22 protein-coding genes and 1 pseudogene are annotated in these 19,669 nt (G+C 59.2%); 20 read left to right on the plus strand and 3 right to left on the minus strand.

Annotation, left to right across the window (positions count from 1 at the left end):
- The first annotated feature begins 47 nt into the window (after nt 1-47).
- Entirely contained in the window at nt 48-1,109 is a 1,062-nt protein-coding gene (locus tag GLX_RS11815) for a DUF7146 domain-containing protein (RefSeq protein ID WP_014106179.1), read from the plus strand.
- A gap of 315 nt (nt 1,110-1,424) precedes the next feature.
- The gene (locus GLX_RS11820) at nt 1,425-2,360 is read left to right on the plus strand and encodes a DUF2493 domain-containing protein (protein WP_014106180.1); all 936 of its coding nucleotides are present in this window, start codon (nt 1,425-1,427) and stop codon (nt 2,358-2,360) included.
- 24 nt (nt 2,361-2,384) lie between these two features.
- Here GLX_RS11820 and GLX_RS11825 read toward each other — a convergent pair whose 3' ends face one another.
- Nucleotides 2,385-3,233, minus strand: coding sequence for a hypothetical protein (locus GLX_RS11825; protein WP_041247387.1), 849 nt, complete (start codon nt 3,231-3,233; stop codon nt 2,385-2,387).
- 736 nt (nt 3,234-3,969) lie between these two features.
- Here GLX_RS11825 and GLX_RS11830 point away from each other — a divergent pair.
- From GLX_RS11830 to GLX_RS17425, 18 genes and pseudogenes are all read left to right on the plus strand, one after another.
- On the plus strand, nt 3,970-4,185 hold the full coding sequence (locus tag GLX_RS11830) for a hypothetical protein (protein WP_041247388.1): 216 nt from the start codon (nt 3,970-3,972) through the stop codon (nt 4,183-4,185).
- An 18-nt stretch (nt 4,186-4,203) separates the two neighbouring features.
- On the plus strand, nt 4,204-4,527 hold the full coding sequence (locus tag GLX_RS11835; protein ID WP_014106183.1) for a DUF736 domain-containing protein: 324 nt from the start codon (nt 4,204-4,206) through the stop codon (nt 4,525-4,527).
- Nucleotides 4,528-4,866: 339 nt separating this feature from the next.
- Nucleotides 4,867-5,013, plus strand: coding sequence for a hypothetical protein (locus GLX_RS18640; RefSeq protein WP_014106184.1), 147 nt, complete (start codon nt 4,867-4,869; stop codon nt 5,011-5,013).
- Between the two features lie 164 nt (nt 5,014-5,177).
- Nucleotides 5,178-5,615, plus strand: coding sequence for a hypothetical protein (locus tag GLX_RS11840; RefSeq protein WP_014106185.1), 438 nt, complete (start codon nt 5,178-5,180; stop codon nt 5,613-5,615).
- Nucleotides 5,616-5,722: 107 nt separating this feature from the next.
- Nucleotides 5,723-5,935: a transcriptional regulator domain-containing protein gene (locus GLX_RS19375; RefSeq protein WP_219811425.1), complete on the plus strand. Its 213-nt coding sequence runs from the start codon at nt 5,723-5,725 to the stop codon at nt 5,933-5,935.
- Nucleotides 5,901-6,542 carry a DUF2285 domain-containing protein gene (locus tag GLX_RS11845; protein WP_014106186.1) on the plus strand — a complete coding sequence of 214 codons (642 nt, stop codon included), beginning with the start codon at nt 5,901-5,903 and terminating at the stop codon, nt 6,540-6,542. Before GLX_RS19375 ends, GLX_RS11845 begins: the two co-directional genes overlap by 35 nt.
- A gap of 213 nt (nt 6,543-6,755) precedes the next feature.
- A complete protein-coding gene (locus GLX_RS17410) occupies nt 6,756-7,022 on the plus strand; it encodes a helix-turn-helix transcriptional regulator (protein ID WP_081477936.1) in 267 nt (88 codons plus the stop codon).
- An 8-nt stretch (nt 7,023-7,030) separates the two neighbouring features.
- Entirely contained in the window at nt 7,031-7,846 is an 816-nt protein-coding gene (locus GLX_RS11850; RefSeq protein ID WP_048851148.1) for a replication initiator protein A, read from the plus strand.
- Between the two features lie 14 nt (nt 7,847-7,860).
- A complete protein-coding gene (locus GLX_RS11855) occupies nt 7,861-8,340 on the plus strand; it encodes a DNA methylase N-4/N-6 (protein WP_014106188.1) in 480 nt (159 codons plus the stop codon).
- Nucleotides 8,337-8,813: a DUF2840 domain-containing protein gene (locus GLX_RS11860; protein WP_014106189.1), complete on the plus strand. Its 477-nt coding sequence runs from the start codon at nt 8,337-8,339 to the stop codon at nt 8,811-8,813. Before GLX_RS11855 ends, GLX_RS11860 begins: the two co-directional genes overlap by 4 nt.
- Nucleotides 8,810-9,439 (plus strand): S26 family signal peptidase, encoded by a 630-nt coding sequence (locus GLX_RS11865; protein ID WP_014106190.1) that lies wholly within the window; start codon nt 8,810-8,812, stop codon nt 9,437-9,439. Before GLX_RS11860 ends, GLX_RS11865 begins: the two co-directional genes overlap by 4 nt.
- Nucleotides 9,440-9,493: 54 nt before the next feature.
- Entirely contained in the window at nt 9,494-9,835 is a 342-nt protein-coding gene (locus GLX_RS11870) for a DUF736 domain-containing protein (RefSeq protein WP_014106191.1), read from the plus strand.
- 476 nt (nt 9,836-10,311) lie between these two features.
- Nucleotides 10,312-10,974 carry a lytic transglycosylase domain-containing protein gene (locus tag GLX_RS11880; protein ID WP_081477901.1) on the plus strand — a complete coding sequence of 221 codons (663 nt, stop codon included), beginning with the start codon at nt 10,312-10,314 and terminating at the stop codon, nt 10,972-10,974.
- Between the two features lie 247 nt (nt 10,975-11,221).
- Complete coding sequence (locus GLX_RS11890; RefSeq protein ID WP_014106193.1) at nt 11,222-12,964, plus strand: relaxase/mobilization nuclease domain-containing protein; 1,743 nt, start codon at nt 11,222-11,224, stop codon at nt 12,962-12,964.
- 392 nt (nt 12,965-13,356) lie between these two features.
- Nucleotides 13,357-13,659, plus strand: a pseudogene (locus GLX_RS11895) (transposase); the annotation flags it as partial.
- A gap of 186 nt (nt 13,660-13,845) precedes the next feature.
- Entirely contained in the window at nt 13,846-16,077 is a 2,232-nt protein-coding gene (locus GLX_RS17415; protein WP_158309233.1) for a TonB-dependent siderophore receptor, read from the plus strand.
- A 269-nt stretch (nt 16,078-16,346) separates the two neighbouring features.
- The gene (locus GLX_RS17420; RefSeq protein ID WP_014106195.1) at nt 16,347-17,045 is read left to right on the plus strand and encodes a LuxR C-terminal-related transcriptional regulator; all 699 of its coding nucleotides are present in this window, start codon (nt 16,347-16,349) and stop codon (nt 17,043-17,045) included.
- A 327-nt stretch (nt 17,046-17,372) separates the two neighbouring features.
- Complete coding sequence (locus GLX_RS17425) at nt 17,373-18,014, plus strand: FadR/GntR family transcriptional regulator (RefSeq protein WP_231850336.1); 642 nt, start codon at nt 17,373-17,375, stop codon at nt 18,012-18,014.
- 18 nt (nt 18,015-18,032) lie between these two features.
- Here GLX_RS17425 and GLX_RS11915 read toward each other — a convergent pair whose 3' ends face one another.
- Together GLX_RS11915 and GLX_RS11920 are read right to left on the minus strand one after the other, a co-directional pair.
- On the minus strand, nt 18,033-18,428 hold the full coding sequence (locus GLX_RS11915; RefSeq protein WP_014106197.1) for a hypothetical protein: 396 nt from the start codon (nt 18,426-18,428) through the stop codon (nt 18,033-18,035).
- Between the two features lie 45 nt (nt 18,429-18,473).
- The gene (locus tag GLX_RS11920) at nt 18,474-19,430 is read right to left on the minus strand and encodes a LysR family transcriptional regulator (protein ID WP_025825766.1); all 957 of its coding nucleotides are present in this window, start codon (nt 19,428-19,430) and stop codon (nt 18,474-18,476) included.
- Nucleotides 19,431-19,669: the final 239 nt, after the last annotated feature.

Below are 19,669 nucleotides of genomic sequence, written 5' to 3' on the forward strand. Positions count from 1 at the left end.
TTCGAGACATGGCCGATCGAACGCGTGACGGAAAGGGAGGCGGCATGATGGCGGATCATGATGCGCGGGATCTTTCACGTCGCCTCTCCGAACAGGCGGAGGCGGTGTGCCGTCAATACCTCTCTGCCGGACGGCGGCATGGCAATTACTGGCTGGTCGGCGACGTGCGCAATACACCGGGACGGTCGCTCTATGTGCGCCTGCATGGTCCCTCGGAAGGGCGGGGCGCGGCTGGTCGCTGGACCGATGCCGGCACGGGTGAATTCGGCGATCTGCTCGATCTGATCCGTGAGACTCTGGGTTTGCTTGATTTCCGTGACGTCGCTGACGAGGCACGCAACTTTCTGGCGTTACCGCATCCTGAAGCAGACCGTGCGGAGGAACGTCTGCGGACCGCTCCATTGCAGCGCCACGAGACGGGTGGCACCAGCACGGACGCTGCGCGCCGTCTGTGGGATGCCAGCCGATCTCTGTCGGGCATTGCAGACGCCTATCTGCGAAGCCGCGATCTGACCAATCGCTCAGGATTGGCCGCGCTGCGTTTCCATCCTGACTGCTACTACCGCGCCGATGCCGACAGTCCGACCGAGACATGGCCCGCGCTGATCGCCGCCGTGACCGACCTCAAAGGTCGCGTTACCGGAGTCCATCGCACCTGGTTGGCGCGGGGCGGAAAGGGCAAGGCGCCGGTCGTCGTCCCCCGTCGTGCGATGGGTGACCTGCTCGGTCATGCCGTGCGCTTTGGCGCGGTGTCCGACGTTCTGGCCGCAGGCGAGGGGATCGAGACGGTGCTCTCGCTCCATGAGGTCATGCCCGATCTGCCACTGACCGCCTGCCTTTCCTCGGCGCATCTCGCCGCCACAGCGTTTCCGCCTACGCTGCGCCGCCTCTACGTGCTGCGCGATGACGACCCGGCCGGAGACCATGCGGTGACGACCCTGCAGGCCCGGACACAGGAGGCCGGGATCGAGTGCCTCGTGCTGTCACCGCGTCTGGCAGATTTCAACGATGATCTCCGCTATCTCGGGCGTGGGGCGATGCGGGCGATCCTGCATCCCCAGCTTGCCCCGCAGGACGTGGCGCGGTTTCTGCATCCCGTCGCGCACTGAGGCGGGCCGGGAAGGGGGGTGAGGGGCATCTTCTTTCCCTGCCGTGCGGGGCTGTCCCGTTTCCGGATGAGGCGCGCCCGCGGCCTTTCTGGAAGGGGAGCGGGCGTCAGCCAGGCCGGGCCTTCAATGGCGGAGCCGGCTATTTTCCGCCGCGCGTGCCGCGCTTTGCATCGCGAAGCAAAATAGCCGTCTCCCTGCCATCCTCCACTGCGTTCCAGCCGCGCGCGAGCGCGCGGTTCCGGCCCGGCCTTCGTCTGCCGCTATCCGCCCCCGGAAAGGCCGCGAGGGGCGCGGCCAGAACCGGAGGACAGACCCATGACCCGCACACAGGACGATTTCGAACCCGCACACGCCACCTCTTCCACCGCTCATCTGCTGGCGGAACTCCAGCTTTACGGCCATCGTCCCTTCGAGGATGAGCCGGACCCGAGACCCTTGCCCGACGCCAGCCAGATCGAGGGCGCAGTCGCTGACATCTTCGATGCCCTGTCAGCCACGCTGACCGAAACTCGGCTGGAACCCGATCTCGAACCGCTGCTCTGGTCCACGGTCAACGTCTTCCATCGCATGGTCGGGCAGGTGGAGCGTGATCTTGACCGCAACGAGCAGGCGCAGAAACGCAGCCAGCAGGAACAGGATGGCAGTGAGATCCGCTCGGTGGAACTGGAGCGCCTCATCGCCGAGGGGCTGACCCTGCTGGAACGACGCAACGCTTACGAGATTTTCCGCGATCTTGCCTGCGACCAGTTCGAGCGCCTGACGATGTCACCCTGGCGGCCGCGCTCCGGCTCGCTGGTCAGCCGCAGCACCCTGACGGCCTCCATGATCGACAGCCGTGATTTCCTCAATGCGCGCCGCAAGGTCGAGACCGACCTGCTGGTGCCGGCCGGCCCCAAGATCGCAGTGACTGGCGGGCTCGATTACGAGGACCATCACCTGATATGGAATCGTCTCGACAAGGTGCGCGAGAAGCATCCCGATATGGTGCTGCTGCACGGCGGCTCACCGAAGGGTGCGGAATTCATTGCTTCCCGCTGGGCCGATCATCGTGATGTCGCGCAGATTGCCTTCAAGCCCGACTGGAACCGGCACGGGAAGGCCGCCCCGTTCCGGCGGAACGACGCACTGCTGAAAGTGCTGCCCGTCGGGGTCATGGTGTTCCCGGGCTCGGGCATTCAGGACAATCTGGCCGACAAGGCCAAACAGATGGGTATCCCGGTCTGGCGGTTTCGCAGGGAGGCTGGCGCGTGAGCGCCAGCTGTCTCTCAGGGGTGACTATTGTGGATATTCATGCCGCGCGGTCTTGCCAGCCTGACCAAAAAACCAGCGGCCGATCATTGCAAGGCGTTGGAACATTCCGATGGGACTCTGTGCATGCTGTCTGTATTCGGGCTGCATGGCTGCGTTAAAATAGAGAGCTCTGGCCAGAGCACAATTTGCGCGGGTCTTATCGCTCTCATTCTGGCTATAAGGCGTGTTTTCCGCTCCGCTCGGAAAATTGTAGCAAAAAAGACGCTCCGGTGGATAATCAAAAGCCTTATCAGCGACGGCTTTTCGGTACCATTTCGGGTCTCTTTGGGCCATGAAACGCTCATAACTATCCGCGTCCGGAGCAAAGGTTTTTTCCGCCAGACACTCAAGATCTGCGAGCGTCCCAAAGCAATAAGCCGCGTGGAGTGCTAAACTCGCCGTCGGGTCCGCATAACGCGTTCGGCCGCTTAAAAACAAGATAACGCACGAAGATGCACAGTATCCATTTTGTCCCACAGCGGTCCGAACTGGACGATTGGCAACCATCAGCGCGAAATAAAGAGCCGCATCCACATCACCACCGCCACTCTCAAGCCAGACTGTCGGCTCGGCTGTCTCGGACGTATTGATGGCATTAAGGAGCTTGTTCATGCTCTCGTGCGTAACAGCACCATCAAAATGAATACCGTCTGCCCGCTTCATGATGAGTGCGTCCTGATAGCGTTCCTGGCTTTGTGACCACATCACGCCCTGAATGCCAAGAATAAAGCCGAACAGTCCCATTATAGCGACCGCGATCACACATCGAATAGTACATCGTGGTTTTTTCTCCTTGACCGTAACATTGGTCAAAGTGGGTGCGTCCCCCGTCATTGATGCTCCTTATGATTGGAAATTTATGAGAAAGATCATCATGATGATTTCCTTATAAATAACAACCGGTATGTATGTAATTTCGAGGGTGTAGATTGTCGCTCGTAAGATATGCCCAATCTATGCCTGGCAAAACGGCGCTATGGCATCATTGGCTTTAGCGCCGATGACTTAATGCGGGGAGAGGAGCCCCCTTCATAAGGGGGCAGGTAGCGAGGGAGGTTAAAATAGCGATGATCACTGTTCCCGATTTTTCACGTATCACCGATCGGTCAGAACCATCCGTCGGGCTCCCCATTACCTGCACTCCCGGTTGAGGAAAGCGCGGGTAACCGCGCCCCGGAAAGCCCCGCCCGGAGGAGAACGGTTGCAGGGCGGGACCTCTTTTCCCCGTTTCGGCTGCGGGGACGATGGATGAGGGGGGCGATGGCCCCCTTCCTCATCAGTGAACAGGTCGAAACAGCAGCGGCGAAGGAGGGATCGTCCAGCGGGCAACCCGCTGGCCAGCCTTCGTTGGAACGGGGGGGCTATAGGATGCGGCCCGAACCGTTCGCAGCAGGGACGCGGCAGTCGGGGGCGGGTGTCTGACCCTAGTCCACGTCACCAGCAGGGAAGACGGTCGCACCGGGCGAGCGCGATATCCTCCTGTGTCGCACGTTCCCCACCTGACGGACCGGTCATGCCGGCATCATATCTCCATGGGGCTGGCGGGCCCGCACACCATGGCCTCTGTCGGATGGCTGATCTAGCCGAAGACCGGCTGCGCCTCGATCGGCTGGCCGCAACGGCGTTCCAGAACTTTCTTCCCCTGACGGCTGCGCCGTCATTCCTCGCGAAACAAGAAAGTTCCGGCCCTGCCGTCCTCCGCTGCGCTGCGGCCCTGAAGGGTGCTCTGCCGCTCGCCTCCGGCTGGTCGATCGCCATCGAGGCCACGGTGGTCGCGGCCCGATAACAGCATGGAGATACGACAATGGCTAACATCGGTTCCTTCAAGAAGGTGGGCGAAGGCTTCGAAGGCGAAATCATCACCCTGGCCCTGCAGGCCCGCAACGTCCGCCTGGTGGCGGAAACCAACCGGGCCAACGACAACGCCCCCAACTACCGCGTCTACCTCGGGCGGGTTGAACTCGGCGCCGCATGGACCCGCCGCTCCAACGAAGGCCGCACCTATCTGAGCCTGAAGCTGGACGATCCTTCCTTCGCCGCCCCGATCTTCGCCAACCTGTTCACCGACGAGGAAGGGGAAGGCTACACCCTCATCTGGACCCGGCCCCGCAGCCGGAACGGGGAGTAAGCTCCCCACCACCAACCCCGCCCGGTCTCCCCGGGCGGGGCCTTCCGGGCTTTCATTTTCCCACGTGCTCTTTCGGGGTGCGGGCGGCAGCGCTGGTCGCCCGACGTGAGACGCAGGAGGAACACGAGGCTTTCCCTCAGCCTTCCCATTGTACCATGCGCACGGAAACCGCCTCAAGACACGCGGTCCCCCCAATTTTGCCCGGCGCACCCTTCGGGCACACCGAACAAAATCGGCTCCCCCGCGTGCCGCTTCGCGGTCGCCTCCGGCGATCATTGACCCGGCTTCCGTGCGCATGAGCCGTCCGTCTTGTCTTCGAGAAACGAAAGGAGCAGGACGATGACCACGCTACATGACCACATCCAGATGCTGCGGGCCGAACTCACCAGCTTTCATCTCAGCAAATGCGAGCGCCGACAGATCGAGCGCGAACTCAAAGAGGCGCTGGTCCGGGTCGCGACAACGCGCCGCCGCTCGGAGGAATGAGCCCGGCGCGACGTTGATCTCCCGCGCATCAGGCGGGGGATCTTTGCGGCCGCCTCATTAACGGGAGATATCTGCAATCCCTGCTATCAGACATGTCTTTTTTTCTGGAAACAATACCGAACAGTACGTATTATAATGTCCCGTACTATTTTCCGGAGGTGGACATGATTGTCATCGGGCTCATCTCGTGGGTCGTGGGGATCGGACTGCTCTGTTGGGTCTTCTTTACTCTTGTCTCAATGGCCGTGCCCACGATGGCCGGACTGATCGTCTTCTTCTGGACATATCGTATGGGGGCCGGTTTTGCAGCCGTCTTCTTCGGAATTGTCGCAGGCATTTTCGTGCTGTGGCTGTTTCGTGTCGCGCTCGCGTCGATCCAACGTCCAGACATCCGACTTGCCGTGGTGCTTGCCTTCTGTCTCCCGGCTTCTATTGCCGGATACTCGGCCACGGCTGGCCTCGCGCAACTCGGCAGTCCCTCGCCGGTCTGGCAAGCTATTCTGGGAGTGATCGGTGCAGCAATGGTTGGGACGGCCTCCTTTGCTCGCCTGGCCCCCGAAGCCCGTCAAGGCAACGGAACGTTCCTTTATCGGCACGATTAGCGCGTGCCTCACGTTATTTCTTTCGACGGACGCCGTGCGCTGACCATATGCCGCTCGTGATGACCCGCGGCTGACGCGTCACTGTAATGGCAGGAGATTGGCCGACGATGCAGACGCGACCTGACTGGCATACTTCCGGATTTCTTGACAGGGCGCTCACGCTCGACCTTCCTGATTTCGCACAAGAGTTTCTCTTCCTGAATCAGGATTATGTCCGTGGCTATCGAACGCTTGCCAGATACGACGACGCTGACGAGGTAGTCCGTCAGCGAAATCTGCACCTTTTTGCACGTCAGTGGGGGCTCCGATTTCCCTGTTGATCCTTCGATCCCAGCGTGGTCCGTCCCCGCGCTTTGGGCACCGGAGGCACTCTCCGCCATCATCGCGCTGATACGCGCTCCTGAAATCTATGCGGCCGGACGTTTTGCACCGCTGATCCTGGCGCCGCAGACCAATGCGGTTGTCGCGGATGATGGCCTCCATGTCATCGTAGGGGACCGGAGTGGACCACTCCGGCTGTGGATTTCCGATGATTGCCACGAACGGGCAGCCGTCGTGATTCCCCTTGATGAATCCTGCTGGGTTCGCCTGCATCATTTGCGTCGCTTCATCGAGCGTCTGTATGGTCGGACGGCAGGTCCATTGCCCAACACCTTTCGGCCCACACGTTACAGGGTCAGGCGGCTTGCCCACGCGCTTCAGGCTCTCACCGCCAAACAGGCCGGGGCCACGGCTCGTGACATCGCGGCACTGACGGATCCGGGAGTGAAGACCCTGAGCGGTTCCATCTGGAAGGACGTTCACCAACGTGCGCGCGTCGAGCGCCTGCTGACCCTTGGTGAACAACTTGCTGCTGGAGAATATCTCGCCCTGCTGCAATACGGCCGCCGCCCGTTTCCGCCACCGGCGTCGAGAGAAACCAGCTAAAAACATCGAGATTCCTCCATCAGATATCAAAAAATGTTCTGTCCTGCGCAAGGTCGCCTGACGTCTGGAACGTAGTGCATCTTCGGTGCTCGGGGGGTGGACGATTCCTTGGGACACCCCCTGTTTTCGTCCACCACCCCCTACGTCTTTTTTCGCCAGTCTCCGCCCCAGTACGCGGCGTTACGCCACGTCCTGTTTCAGTGGAGAACAGTCATGGTCCGAAAAAGACCCCAGCCGAGACCGGCCCGGCATCTGCGAACCCCACAGGCCGCTGAATGGCTTGGCATTTCACCAAGGACACTCGAGCGATACCGCACAATTGGCGGTGGTCCCGTCTTCTATAAGCTGGGTAATCGCGTCACCTACACGATCGGTGACCTGAAAGCGTGGGTCGAGAATGGCATTTCAAAGTCGATTTTCTCGAAAAACTACATTCTCATGCGTGCTGGTGTTGCGCGGCGCGGAAGGGGGCGGTCATGACTCCCTGCATGCCGCGCCTGCTCATGTCCAATGCGTTCTTCGCACTGGGGAAGGGACGCCGCCGCGCCCCGCTGCGCTTCAGGCAGGGAAGCCAAAACATCCTCGTTTCGTCCCCGATGGCGCTTGCGACCATCTGGGATGCGGACATCCTGATCTGGGCGACATCAACGATGATTGCTGCGCAGCGTTGCGGCGCGCCGATCCCATCGGTCCTGCAGGCAACACGATATGAAATCCTCCGATTTCCCGGTCGTGACGTGTCGGGCGGATATTATGAGCGTCTGCCAGACGGCCTTGAACGGCTTAGCCGGACCAACGTCGTCATCAGCGCGTCCGAATGGACCGATGAGCAGACCGGCGCTCCGTGGATCGAAGACTGGCGGATCTCCGCCGGTGTCGTTCACATCCGTCTCGCAGCCTGGTTGTGCGAGGCGGTTCTTACGCCCCGGGCCGTGCTTGCGCTCGACCCGGCCTATTTCACCCTTACCAGCGGTTTCGAACGCCTGCTCTACCTGATCGCACGACGGCATGCGGGGCAGCAACGCGACGGCTGGGCTTTCGAGGTGGCTCATCTGCACCGCAAGACAGGGATCACCCAGACGCTTGTCGCATTCGTGGCCCTCCTTCGACGTGTGGCCCGTAGCAACACTCTGCCCGGTTATCGCATTGAACTGTCCGACCTGAACAGGCCGGAGCACGTGCGCTTTCGACCAATCGGCGGCCTCTCTGTGGATAAACCTGTGGGTATCCCTGTCGATAATTTTGAGCGGACACGCCTATCGACCGTCGAATCCACGCCTATCACATGCGAAAATCATGGATAAGGAACTGGAAAATAATGACAAATCGCCTCTCTCTAAAGAGTCTAAATAAAGACTCTTTGAACATGCATACCGCGCGCGACTCAATGCATGGTCCATGGCGTTCGGTCCTCTCCATGCCTCAGGGTGACGCCCGGGCATGGGTCGTGCGTCGCAAGCAGCGTCCCCCGCATACCGGCGCGATCCCGTCTTCGACCTACCGCAGTCTCGACGGCGGCCCGCGTCTCGCCCGCTCCGTGCAGCGCTTCCGCAATGCTCATGGCCGGGCCATCCATCCCACTGAAAAGCTTGTGGCACTCCTCGGCCTGCTGGTGCGGGTGATCTGCCCGCCCGACGGCCTCGTGGGCGACTGGTTCGCCGGGTCCGGCGCCGCCGGCGTCGCCTGCCGGCTGGCCGGACGCCGCTATGTCGGCTGCGAGATCGATCCGGAGATGGCCCGACGCGCCCGCGATCGCCTTGCCGCCATTCTTCCCTTTCCCATCGGAGAACCGTCATGAACGATCTTCGCTTTTCCCCCGGCGCGCAGCTCGATCTGGTCTGGATCGAGACCCGCATCGAGCAGTGGCTGCGGTTCGGCTGCCCCGAGACCAGCGTCAGAATTGACCGCCACAGGCGTCGCGTAAGTTTCGCCGCAGGCGATGTGTTCGCCCTGATGCGCTGGCTTGCCAGCGACACGGGCGCCGTCACGGTGTCCATCGACATCGTGCGAGCCATGCCGCCGGGCGAACCATGCGCGGTCCTGCCATGGATCACCGGCGCTGCCGACAGGCTGCTGCGCCAGACCGGTGATGCTCCGGTCCGGGCGGTGCTCGACATCATCACTCGCATCGAACGACACGGGCTCGATCCCCGAGCCGTCTGTCCGGACTACTGGCGCGATCTCGATGCGCGGCTGCGGGCCAGCCGACCCGCGCCGCCCTATGGCCGTGCCCGCCACGAGGCGTGGCTCTGGCGGAGGGCTGCGTCATGACCCGCCGCGCCTGGCTCTTCACCACGTATTTCGCCACTCTCACGACTCTCGCGACGACCGGTGTCTCGCCCAGTCCGCGCTGGGTGTGGAACGCCACAGCCAGCGTGCCGGTGGGCCTCTATCGGGTCACGCCCACGCCGGCGTTGCGCGTCGGCGATATCGTGGCGCTGCATCTGCCCGAGCGCGACGCGACGTTGCTGGCCACGCGTGGCTATCTGCCCTTCGGCGTGCCGCTGCTCAAGCCGGTGGCAGCACTAGCCGGTCAGACCGTCTGCCGCCTCGGCGCGCACGTCACCATCGACGGCAAAGCGGCGGGTGACGCCAAACCCATCGATCATCGGGGGCGTCCGTTGCCCGTCTGGCGTGGCTGCATCCGTCTCGGCCCGGGACAGGTCTTTGTCATGAACCCGGCGGTCCCGACCAGTCTCGACGGGCGCTATTTCGGTGTCTTGTCGACCGACACGGTAATCGGTCGCGCCACGCCCGTCTATCTCCGCACAGGTGACGCCGAACCGCCGCTCCTGCGTTTCGAACCCCGTCCGGATTTGACGGATCCGGGTCGACGACCACCCACGATGATGGTGCGTCCCGCTCCCGTGAAGAGCGCCTGGCCTCCGCTGGAGTGACGCCATGACGCTGTCCTCCATCATCTCATTTCTCGACAGGAAAGTTTTCAACCCATGAGTCAGATCGGTTTCTTCACGCGTACGGCGAATGGCTTTGCCGGGCGCCTACGCACGCTCGCCCTCGACGCGGAACTGACTTTCGTAAGTGCCGTGAATGCAGACGCGGAGAACGCGCCCGACTATCGCATCCATCTCGGTGACAGTGCCGAAGCGCCGGAGATCGGGGCCGGCTGGACCCGCACCGGGGAACGCGCCGGGGAATACGTCTCGGTGCTGCTGGACGATCCCTCGCTCGCCCAGCCGATCCGCGCCACCCTGTTTCAGGCCGGTCGCGGCGGCCGCGTCTGGAACCTTGTCTGGACACGCGCCACAAAGCGCCAGGGAGGCCGGGAATGACACTCGCCCGTCTCCGGCTCGGCTATGCCGATCCCCCTTATATCAACTGCGCCCATCTCTATCGCGGACAGCCGGACTACGCGGGGGAGGTCGATCATGCGGTCCTCGTGCGGCATCTCGACGCGACCTACGACGGCTGGGTCCTGCATACTGCCGCGACACCGGCGTCGATCGCGGTATTGGCACCACTGGTCGAGGCCACGGGCGCGCGCTGGATGGCATGGGTGAAGGGCTTCACCGCCTTCAGGCGCAACGTCCCCGGTCGCTTACGCGTGGGAGCCGGTCATCATCAAGGCGGCGCGTCGTCCCGTCGTCAGCCCTCGTCTGGTCATGAGGGACTGGGTTCAGGAGAGCATTACGCTCCGTCGGGAATTGACCGGCGCGAAGCCCGAGGCCGTGTGTCACTGGGCCTTCGAAATGCTCGGTGCCCGTCCGGACGATCCGTCGCTCGACATGCTCATACCGGAGGATTTCTGATGAGGGGGGCAGCTGTCTGTCGAAGGCGTGTGCTGGCGGTCGCCCGGTTCGGGCTCGCGCTCACGCTCACGCTCACGCCCGGTTCGGGGCACGCACAGGATATCGACGCGCTGGTGCGGGATGCCGCCTCGCAGGCTGCCATTCCGCCGTCATGGATCCGTGCCGTGCTACGCATCGAGAGTGACGGTGATCGGCATGCCGTATCCTCGGCGGGCGCAATGGGGCTGATGCAGATCATGCCCGGCACGTGGCGTGACCTGCGCCATACACTCAATCTCGGCGCCGATCCGTTCGACCCACATGACAACATCGTCGCCGGTGCTGCCTATCTGCGCTGGCTGCACGATCGGTACGGTGATGCCGGGTTTCTCGCCGCGTACAACGCTGGCCCGGGACGTTATGACGACCATCTGGCGACGGGTCGTCCGCTTCCCGATGAAACCCAGACTTATGTTGCCTCCGTCATGCGGCGGATAGGGGACGACACGGCTCCGGCGCTTCTTGGTCCGCTGCCGGGTATCTCGTCTCCTATAGCCATCGGCGGTCTTTTCGCCGGGCCTGCCCATCCCGTCGCGAGCGATACGGCTGCGGTCGGCGACAGTCTGGCTCCGCCCACGCCAGCAGGACTCTTCGTCGCTGCCGAGTGGAGGGAAGAACCATGAGCCACTCGGTCATGCTCGCCCTCGACGTGCGGCCTGGTCCGGGTTTGGAAGGGCTGGTGGGGGCACTGGGGAAGGGGGTAGCGTATAGGCAGGATAAAAGCCGCGAGGTGCGGCACGGTTGGGGGTGGTTTTGTGGCGGATTTCTGCAGATTTTCGGCGCCCTCTGCGAGGTGCGCGGAACTTGGAAGCCTGCGGCCTCCACTTTCTGGCGGTTTACCGCCGTTTCGCGCACATCGCAGCTCATTCCATGACGAATGACGACGATTTCCGGGTTCGGCCCGGCCGCATTCGTTCTCCAGGCACCCAGCGGGCACGTCCCTTCATCGCGCAGGCCTTGGCCGCGACCCAGCGTGCCGGAGGCATGGGCCGAGGACGTCAGGGAACGGGCGGAAGTGGCCGCTCGACCTTCGGGCGTGGGCGTGTCGCGAGTGCGCATGCCAACCGCTTCCTCACCAGCCGCTCGCGTGGGGTGGTGATCAAGGCCCGCGTGGTGAAGCATGGCCCACGCGCCGCGCCGCTGACCCCGCATCTGCGTTATCTGCGCCGCGAGGGCGTTACGAAGGACGGCGAAAAGGCAAAGCTGTTCGGCCCGGAGCAGGAGGAGGTTGATCCCAAAGGCTTCGCAGAGCGCTGCGCCGATGATCGTCACCATTTCCGTTTCATCGTCTCGCCGGATGATGCGGTGGAATTGGCGGACCTGAAGCGCTTCACGCGTGATCTTATGATGCAAGCTGAGCATGATCTCGGCACGAAGCTCGACTGGGCGGCCGTTGATCACTGGAACACCGAACATCCCCATGTCCATGTCATCGTGCGCGGCAAGGCGCAGGACGGCGAGGACCTGGTGATCTCGCGCGATTACATCCGTGAAGGCATGCGTGGCCGTGCGCAGGAACTCGTGACGCGCGAGCTCGGGATACGCAACGACATTGAAATCCGGCGTACAGTCGAGCGTCAGGTCGAGGCGGATCGCTGGACACAACTCGATCGGCAGCTTCAGCGCGACGCAAGTGAGCATGGAATCATCGACATGCGTCCCACGCCCGATCGCCGGCCCGATACGTTCGAGGTGCTCAAGGTGGGTCGTCTCCGGCGTTTGGAAGGATTGGGGCTGGCGCAGCAGATCGAGCCGGGCCGCTGGGCGCTGGAGGAACACGCAGAGGCGACGCTGCGCGAGATGGGGCAGCGCAACGACATCATCAAACGGATCCACCGCGGCCTCGCCGAGCAAGGCGTCGAGCGCCCGCAATGCTCGTGGGTGCTGGCCGGCGAGAAAACCGACCATCCCGTCATAGGCAAACTGGTCGGGCGCGGGCTCGATGACGAGTTGAAGGGGACAGCTTTCGCGGTGGTGGATGGGATCGATGGGCGTACGCATCACGTTCACCTCCCTAGCCTGGAGGCGACAACGGATGCTTCCATGGGAGCAATCGTCGAACTGCGCCGGTTCGAGGACGCAAAAGGGCGAGGGCGCGTGGTGCTGGCTGTGCGGTCGGACTTCACGCTGGAACAGCAGATCGAGGCCCAAGGAGCCACATGGCTGGACCGGCAGGCAGTCGCGAAGGAGTCGCCTGCACTGGGTGGCGGCTTCGGGGCAGAGGTGCGTGACGCGATGCGCCAGCGTGTTGATCATCTGGAGCGCGACGGGCTCGCCCATCGGGACGACGCGCGCGTGAGGTTTGAGCGTGGCTTGCTCACTACGCTCCGCGACCGGGAATTGAGGGCCGTTGGCGAGAAGTTCGCGCGGCGAGAGGGAAAGACGTTCGACTTGGTTGATGCCGGCGACAACGTGGCTGGTGTCTATCGACAGCGCCTGGCTCTCGCATCCGGAAGGTACGCAGTGATCGACAACGGGCTAGGGTTTCAGCTTGTTCCGTGGACACTGTCCATTGAAAAACAGATCGGTAAGGCGGTCTCTGGTGTCGCTCAGAATAACGCATCTATCGCATGGGAATTTTCGCAACGACGGGACGCTGGAATAGCGATGTAAGCTTTATCATAATCCGATTCATCTGGTTCATATCCTCTGGCGGCCAAGAAGGAGGACTGACTGTGACAGACAATATTGTTCAATCGATTATCAGAGTGAGTTTTTGAAACATGGAGGGTTTATCTCTATGTCCGGCAGGGGCTATTGTTATGATAATGCCATCGTCGAGACCTTCTTCAAAACCTTGAAATCGGAACTTGTTTGGCGGGCGATCTTACTAGCCTGACAGGATGCCGAGACCACTATCGGTTGTTACATCGACAGCTTCTATAATCCTGTCCGGCGCCGTTCGTCGCTCGACGTCATCAACCCTGCTGCATACGAAAGGCAGGCAATCTGATCTGAAAAAGCTCTCAACTTTTACGAGATGAGTTCATCAGGCCTATGTCGGCCATGTTCTCGTGCCGACGCTGAGCCCGGACGATGTCGGCGTGTTGGACAATCTACCCGCTCATACGATTCCGGGCGCGCGAAAGGCCATCAAGCGAGCGGCCGCACAGATGAAGTTCCTGCCTCTTTGTAGTCGCGATTCCAACCCGATCGAAATGGAGTTCGCCAAGTTCAAGGCCCTTTTGCGGAGCAAGGCAGTAAGAACCATCTTAGCCCCGCAGGACGCCGCCGGATCAGTCTTGGATGCTTTCTCCCGTGACGAATGTGCCAACTTCTTCACCGCCGCAGGGTATGAATCAGAATAAGGTGGACGTGCTCTAGTAGCAGTTTTCTTTGGTTGTGTGCTCGAGAGGCGTGATCACGCTGGGAACCTGAGTAGCCGAATGGCAAGACAAGGCCAAACATACTTACATCCAAACATCCCATGTATTGACTCTGCGACCGCTTCGCATTTACGTTTGATCCAACCTAATTCGTTGGACAAATTTTCAATGACCCAATTGATATGCGAATGCCATCACACGAGCCATAAGCGCCGTTCTGGTAATATTTTTTATGACCGACGCAATCCATTTTTCTGCATTCTGCTTGGATGCGGTGTGGCTCTACCCTGTATTGGCCAAGCCACTGAAGAGAAAACTCACGACAGAAAACCGAAAACAGAAACCATCGAGGTGCGTGCGCAGTATCAGCACAAGGCGAAAGGATATGTTGCTTTCGACAGCAGTGCCGCCACCAAGACGGACACCCCACTCCGTGAAATTCCGCAGTCCATTTCCGTCGTCACGCGACAACAGATGGATGATCAGGTTACCCAAAACGTCGCGCAGGCATTGCGCTACACGGCAGGAGTTTATTCCGAGCCACGTAGTGACACGATATTCGATACAACATTTATGCGTGGGTTCGGTGGTTTTGCAACGTCGGCCAATTACGTGGGATTTCTGGACGGCATACAGTTACAACAGGGTCAAGGATGGGCCATTCCAACGGTAGATCCTTCAACTCTTGATCGGGTGGAAGTGCTGCGCGGCCCAGCTTCCGTGATGTACGGAGACGCCAGCCCCGGGGGCATCATCAACCTTGACAGCAAACTTCCGTCTCTTTCAGCCCCTCGACAGATTGCGGTCGAAAGCGGCAGTCGCAACAGGATACAGGGCACATTCGATGTCGGCGGTGCCCTCACAGGCGATCAGACACTCCTCTATCGGATCAGCGGCCTGGGCCGACGGGTCGATACGCAGATGCGGGACGCAAAAGAGCAGCGACTGGCTCTCACACCCACGCTGACGTGGAAAGCTACGCCACGAGTAAGCGTTGATTTCGTACTGAATGTCCAACGTGATCCGGACAATAACTTTGCAGGCTGGATCCCTGCAAAGGGGAGTGTTCTGCCTGGCCCGCACGGGCGCATCTCCACGAAATTCAATCCGAGCCAGTCAAACTACGATGGCTACAACCGAACACAGATCATGCCGGAATACCGGGTAAAATATCACTTTCTTCAGGGATGGAACCTACAGCAAACCGTTCGCTACGAATATTTGAATACGAGTTTCAAGGGACTTGCAGTCAATTTCTCCAATCCCTACGACACTAATGGAAATCTCAATCGTTACTCGTCTTGGTCACGTGCTGATCTCAACGGTGTGGTGGCTGACACACGTGTGGAAGGGCATGTGACATCAGGACCACTCCAGCACCGTATTCTTGCTGGCGTAACCTATGACCGCTCGGAATCCTCAATGCAGCAGTCCGCTTACGGGCTAGTCTCGGCACTTGACTATAGCGCGCCCGTCTATGATGCCAGCATCGTGCCTCCTTCCTTGGCCCAGAGCACAAGACAGGACTCACAACGTATCGGGGGATACATACAGGACCAGATCAGGCTCGGTCACTGGTCCCTGCTTCTGGGAGGCCGTCATGACTGGCTTACCATAAGGACGTTCGATCGGCTTTCCGATACGACAAGCACCCAACATGATTCAGCGTTTACCGGACGTGCCGGACTTGTCTATCTTTTTGAAAACGGATTATCACCCTACGTGAGTTATTCGACGTCGTTCCAGCCGGTCGTGGGCGTCGATTATGAGGGGAAAGCATTCCAGCCGACCCGGGCCAGTCAGGTTGAAGGCGGCATCAAATATCAGCCTGTCGGTTATAGCAGTTTCCTGACGATCGCTGCTTACGACATCAATGAACGACACGTCAGCACCACGGACCCGGCTCATCCCTACTACTCCGTCCAGCGCGGTGGCGTGCGGTCCTGGGGCGTCGAATTTGAAGCCCATGCGGCGCTCACGGACAATCTAGGACTGATTGCGTCCTACAGCTACACGGATCCGACTGTTACACATGATCCGGATACAAGTTTGATCGGAAAGCGCCTTTATGCCGTGCCCAGACATATGGCGTCACTTTGGGCGAACTATGCCGTCACCTGGGGACATCTACAGGGCATCAACGTCAGTGGGGGCGTCCGATACGTGGGTTCAAGTGCGGGCGATGAAACCAACAGTTTTACGGTTCCCGGCGTAGTGCTATTCGACACGACACTGCGCTATGATCTCTCCCACCTGTCACCCAGCCTCCATGGATGGACCCTGATGTTCAACGGCACCAACCTGTTCGACCGGAAATATGTGTCATCATGCTTCTCGGCGGGAGGATGTTTTTACGGAAACCGAAGGACATTCAAGACCAGTATTGCGTTTCGGTGGTGATTTTACTACCCGACTATGACCTCTGATACTTCCGTATCCGACATGCGTCTGTTTCATCAGCACCGGGGCGAGAAAAGACAAGACTCCGAATAGATGGGATGATAGGCTATCCAACAAACAAACAGACAGAACAGTACGAACTGAATTGTCATTGACGGTTTGTTATATGAACTGAGAGTTCACATTAGATTCGAACACTTGGAGCGGGTCTTCCTAAAACCACGAAATGACGAGCTAAAATGTTTTAAAAGCAATGGAGAACAGTAGTCATGCGGCCGATCGATCTCATGCCTAAATCTATCTCTGACCGTAACATTTACGAGTCACGCGTGATTGATGATTTTATTCAATCGATTGGTTTCAATGGCTACTTGTATCATGCCTCAGGTTGTGTGCCAGAAATATTTCCTCGTTCTGTAACGGTGACGAACGGGGACGAGCAAACACTCGACTATTTTGCTTCACATTCGCCCATGTCGCCCGAACCGCTTTTTAAAAGCCAACAAAATGGCTTTCGAAATGTATACAGTGCCATTAAAGTAAGAAATAAAAAAGGACATACATACGAAGGCCGAATAGCGAGTCTGAAAGAAATTAAATATATTCCGTTACGGGTAATATCGGGGATTGCTGCCTATTTTCTGCTCTGGAGTAAGTCAAATATTGAACTGGATGTGACGGATTCAGCGGCACGGCGGATTTTATCAGTTTTTCATGGCATGCATGCTCAGATTATCGTTACGACGACCGAGCAGCAGCGGGGTCTCGAGATGCCGCGGCTTACTCGAACAGAACAGAGAGTCCTACGTTGGACAGCAGAGGGCAAAACCGCTTCCGAAGCAGCACAGATTCTCGGTGTTACCGAGCGGACCATTAATTTTCACGTCGCAAATCTTATTTCCAAACTTGATGCAAGCAATAAGACGCATGCAATATTTAAAGCTGTGTGTTTTGGAATTATTCTGTAACATAAAATTTGATAATTACGAAACGAAACACATATTACGAATATAGATATTTGTAGTATGTGGTTGGTATGGATTTTTATTATTGGTTGAGTAATAAACTAATGAGCTCCATGCTCATTGACGTATTGTAGAAAGATAAAAGCTGAACGTCGCTATACGGGCCGCAAAAGGTGACTTTCTTCTTAGATTTTTCGTAAGTGGCCGACAAGTGAGATCAAATCGCCGTAGCAAAAGGACGGCATTTGAGTTAGAAATCATCCTATGTCCCAATCAACCTTACTTTCCCAACTTCCCCGTCGTTCCCTCGTCGATTGCGCGATTGATGCCATGCGGGAAAAAATCGAAAGCGGGGCCTGGCCCGTCGGAGAGCGTATCCCAAAAGAGACTGAACTTGCGGAGATGTTGCAGGTTGGGCGGAATACGGTGAGGGAGGCTATTCGTGTTCTGTCCCATGCTGACGTGCTGGAAGTCCGGCAGGGGGACGGAACTTATGTCCGCTTTGAACTTGACCCTGCCGCAGTTATGCGGCGTGTCACGCGATCCAGTCTCCGGGATCATTTTGAACTGCGTGTCATTCTGGAAACGGAAGCGGCCCGACTGGCTGCAGGACATCGGACCGCCAGGGATATTCGGAAGCTGGAGAAAACGCTCAAGGTGCGCGGAGAGTGGGCTGCGGGCGGTGATCTTGATCGGTTTCTCAAAGCGGATACGGCATTTCATCTGGCGGTCGCCGAAGCGACCCATAATGAAGCCCTGGTTGAACTTTATCGATACTTTCTTGTTGCAGCGCGTCAGGCAGGGCGTGCCGTCATGGAAGAGCATGGGCTGCCTGAACCCGGATACGCCGCCCATGAACGGATATTCCGGGCAATCGAGCAGGGAGATGGCACGCGCGCAGCTCGTGCGGCAAGCGCGGTCGTCCGACCGCTCGTGCAGGCCCTTTCCGATCATACCGGGAACAGGGACTGAGCCGCGCGCCACGGTCATCTACCTGCTGGCCAGAACATGGTGGGCAAGGATTTCGGCTTCTGCCTTCGACGCGGTGGCCATCTGAGGAACACCGAATGCGCGTTCCGCGCCCGGAAACATCTCTTCCAGAGCCGAACGTCGTGTCGCATCGGGCTCAATCAGGATCATGACCCTGCATAATCTGGAAAGGGGCTCGCGGTTTGTCTTAAGCCAGAGTCCTCGCTCCTTTCTGTCATCGTGATCCTCTTCTGGAGCAGGTGGGTAAATCAGGGCAAACGGGGTGTCGCGCTCCAGAAGGGCGGTCATCTCGCCTTTCCAGCTTGCCGCGTAACCCGGGACTACTTTGTCCGGATTCAGACAGACCAGTGGAAAACCGGTTGTATCGAATATTTTCGAAGCGTCAGAAGTAGTCATGCCTATTCTCCATAAGATGTTAAAGAGGAGATCATCGGACCTTTTTTAATGAACGAAGACGTCTCCTCCCGGGGCCGTCTCATGTGAGCGGTTGCGCCATCCATTCGTCACAGTGAGAACTGTGCGGCGCAGCCATCGATGCACCACATCTGAATCGTGGCGGGGATGCCATGCCTGGAAGACGTTGACGGGTGTGAGCTTGAGCGGAAGGGGAAAAGCGTACAACCCAAGACGGTCCAGTGTGTCGCGCTCCATCGCGACATCGGGCACCGGGAGGATCAGATCAGTCCGGTGCAGGCCTTGCATCGCGGTGTAATACGAAGGGACGAGAAGGGCCACGTTCCGGCTGAGGCCGAATTCTTCCTGCAGCGCGTCATCAATGGGACCATGTCGCCGGCTGCGACGTGACACACTGATGTGGTCGTATTGAACCAGGGACTGGGGCGTGATCTCACCAAGCAGGATCGGATGGCCTGCGCGCACGACCGCATGAAACCGGCTTTCGAATAGTGTCTGTCGCATAATTTCTGGACGGAGGTTTTCGGTTGCACCGATATACAGGTCGATCGCACCACGCCGCAGAGCATCGCTATCGTCTCCGTCGGTTTCACTGGCAAAAACAACGGCAGCATCTGGACAGTCTCCCCGCAGGGTCTGAAGCAGCTTCGTCGCGAATGGTCCCACGACGACATCTGCGGCCCGGATCGTGAAGATAGGTTTTATGCCCGTAAAATCCAGTTCCTCGTCTCTGCGCATCAGGTCATGCATGCCCGCGAGGATACGGCTGATGCGCGGCTGCATCTGGAGTGCGCGCGGGGTAGGCACCATGTTGCGGCCCATCTGTACAAGGATCGGATCATCGAAGGTTGCCCTGATCTTGGACAGGGTGCGGCTGATTGTCGCCGCGCTGACCTGAAGACGCTGGGCGGCACCCGTAACGCTCGATTCCTCAATCAGCACATTCATGGCGTGTAACAGGTTCAGGTCGTAGCCACGCGTCATCAATAAAGTCCTCCCGCGCACTGAAGGCGGATCATACCCATCTGCTTGGTAGTATCCGAATAGATAGGAACATAGGATGTTCGTAACAAGTGACCCTGCCAGAAGCATGAGGATGCTGCAATAATTTTATGCGTTCTCACCGTTACGGTTGATGAGAGTCATGTTTTCATATTTGAGTGTTCCCGATCCCGGTCTTTGCGATCACAGTCGCCGCAGACATCCCTATTGCAACTAAAAGA

The sequence above is a fragment of the Komagataeibacter medellinensis NBRC 3288 genome (genome assembly GCF_000182745.2).
Taxonomy (GTDB): Bacteria; Pseudomonadota; Alphaproteobacteria; order Acetobacterales; family Acetobacteraceae; genus Komagataeibacter; species Komagataeibacter medellinensis.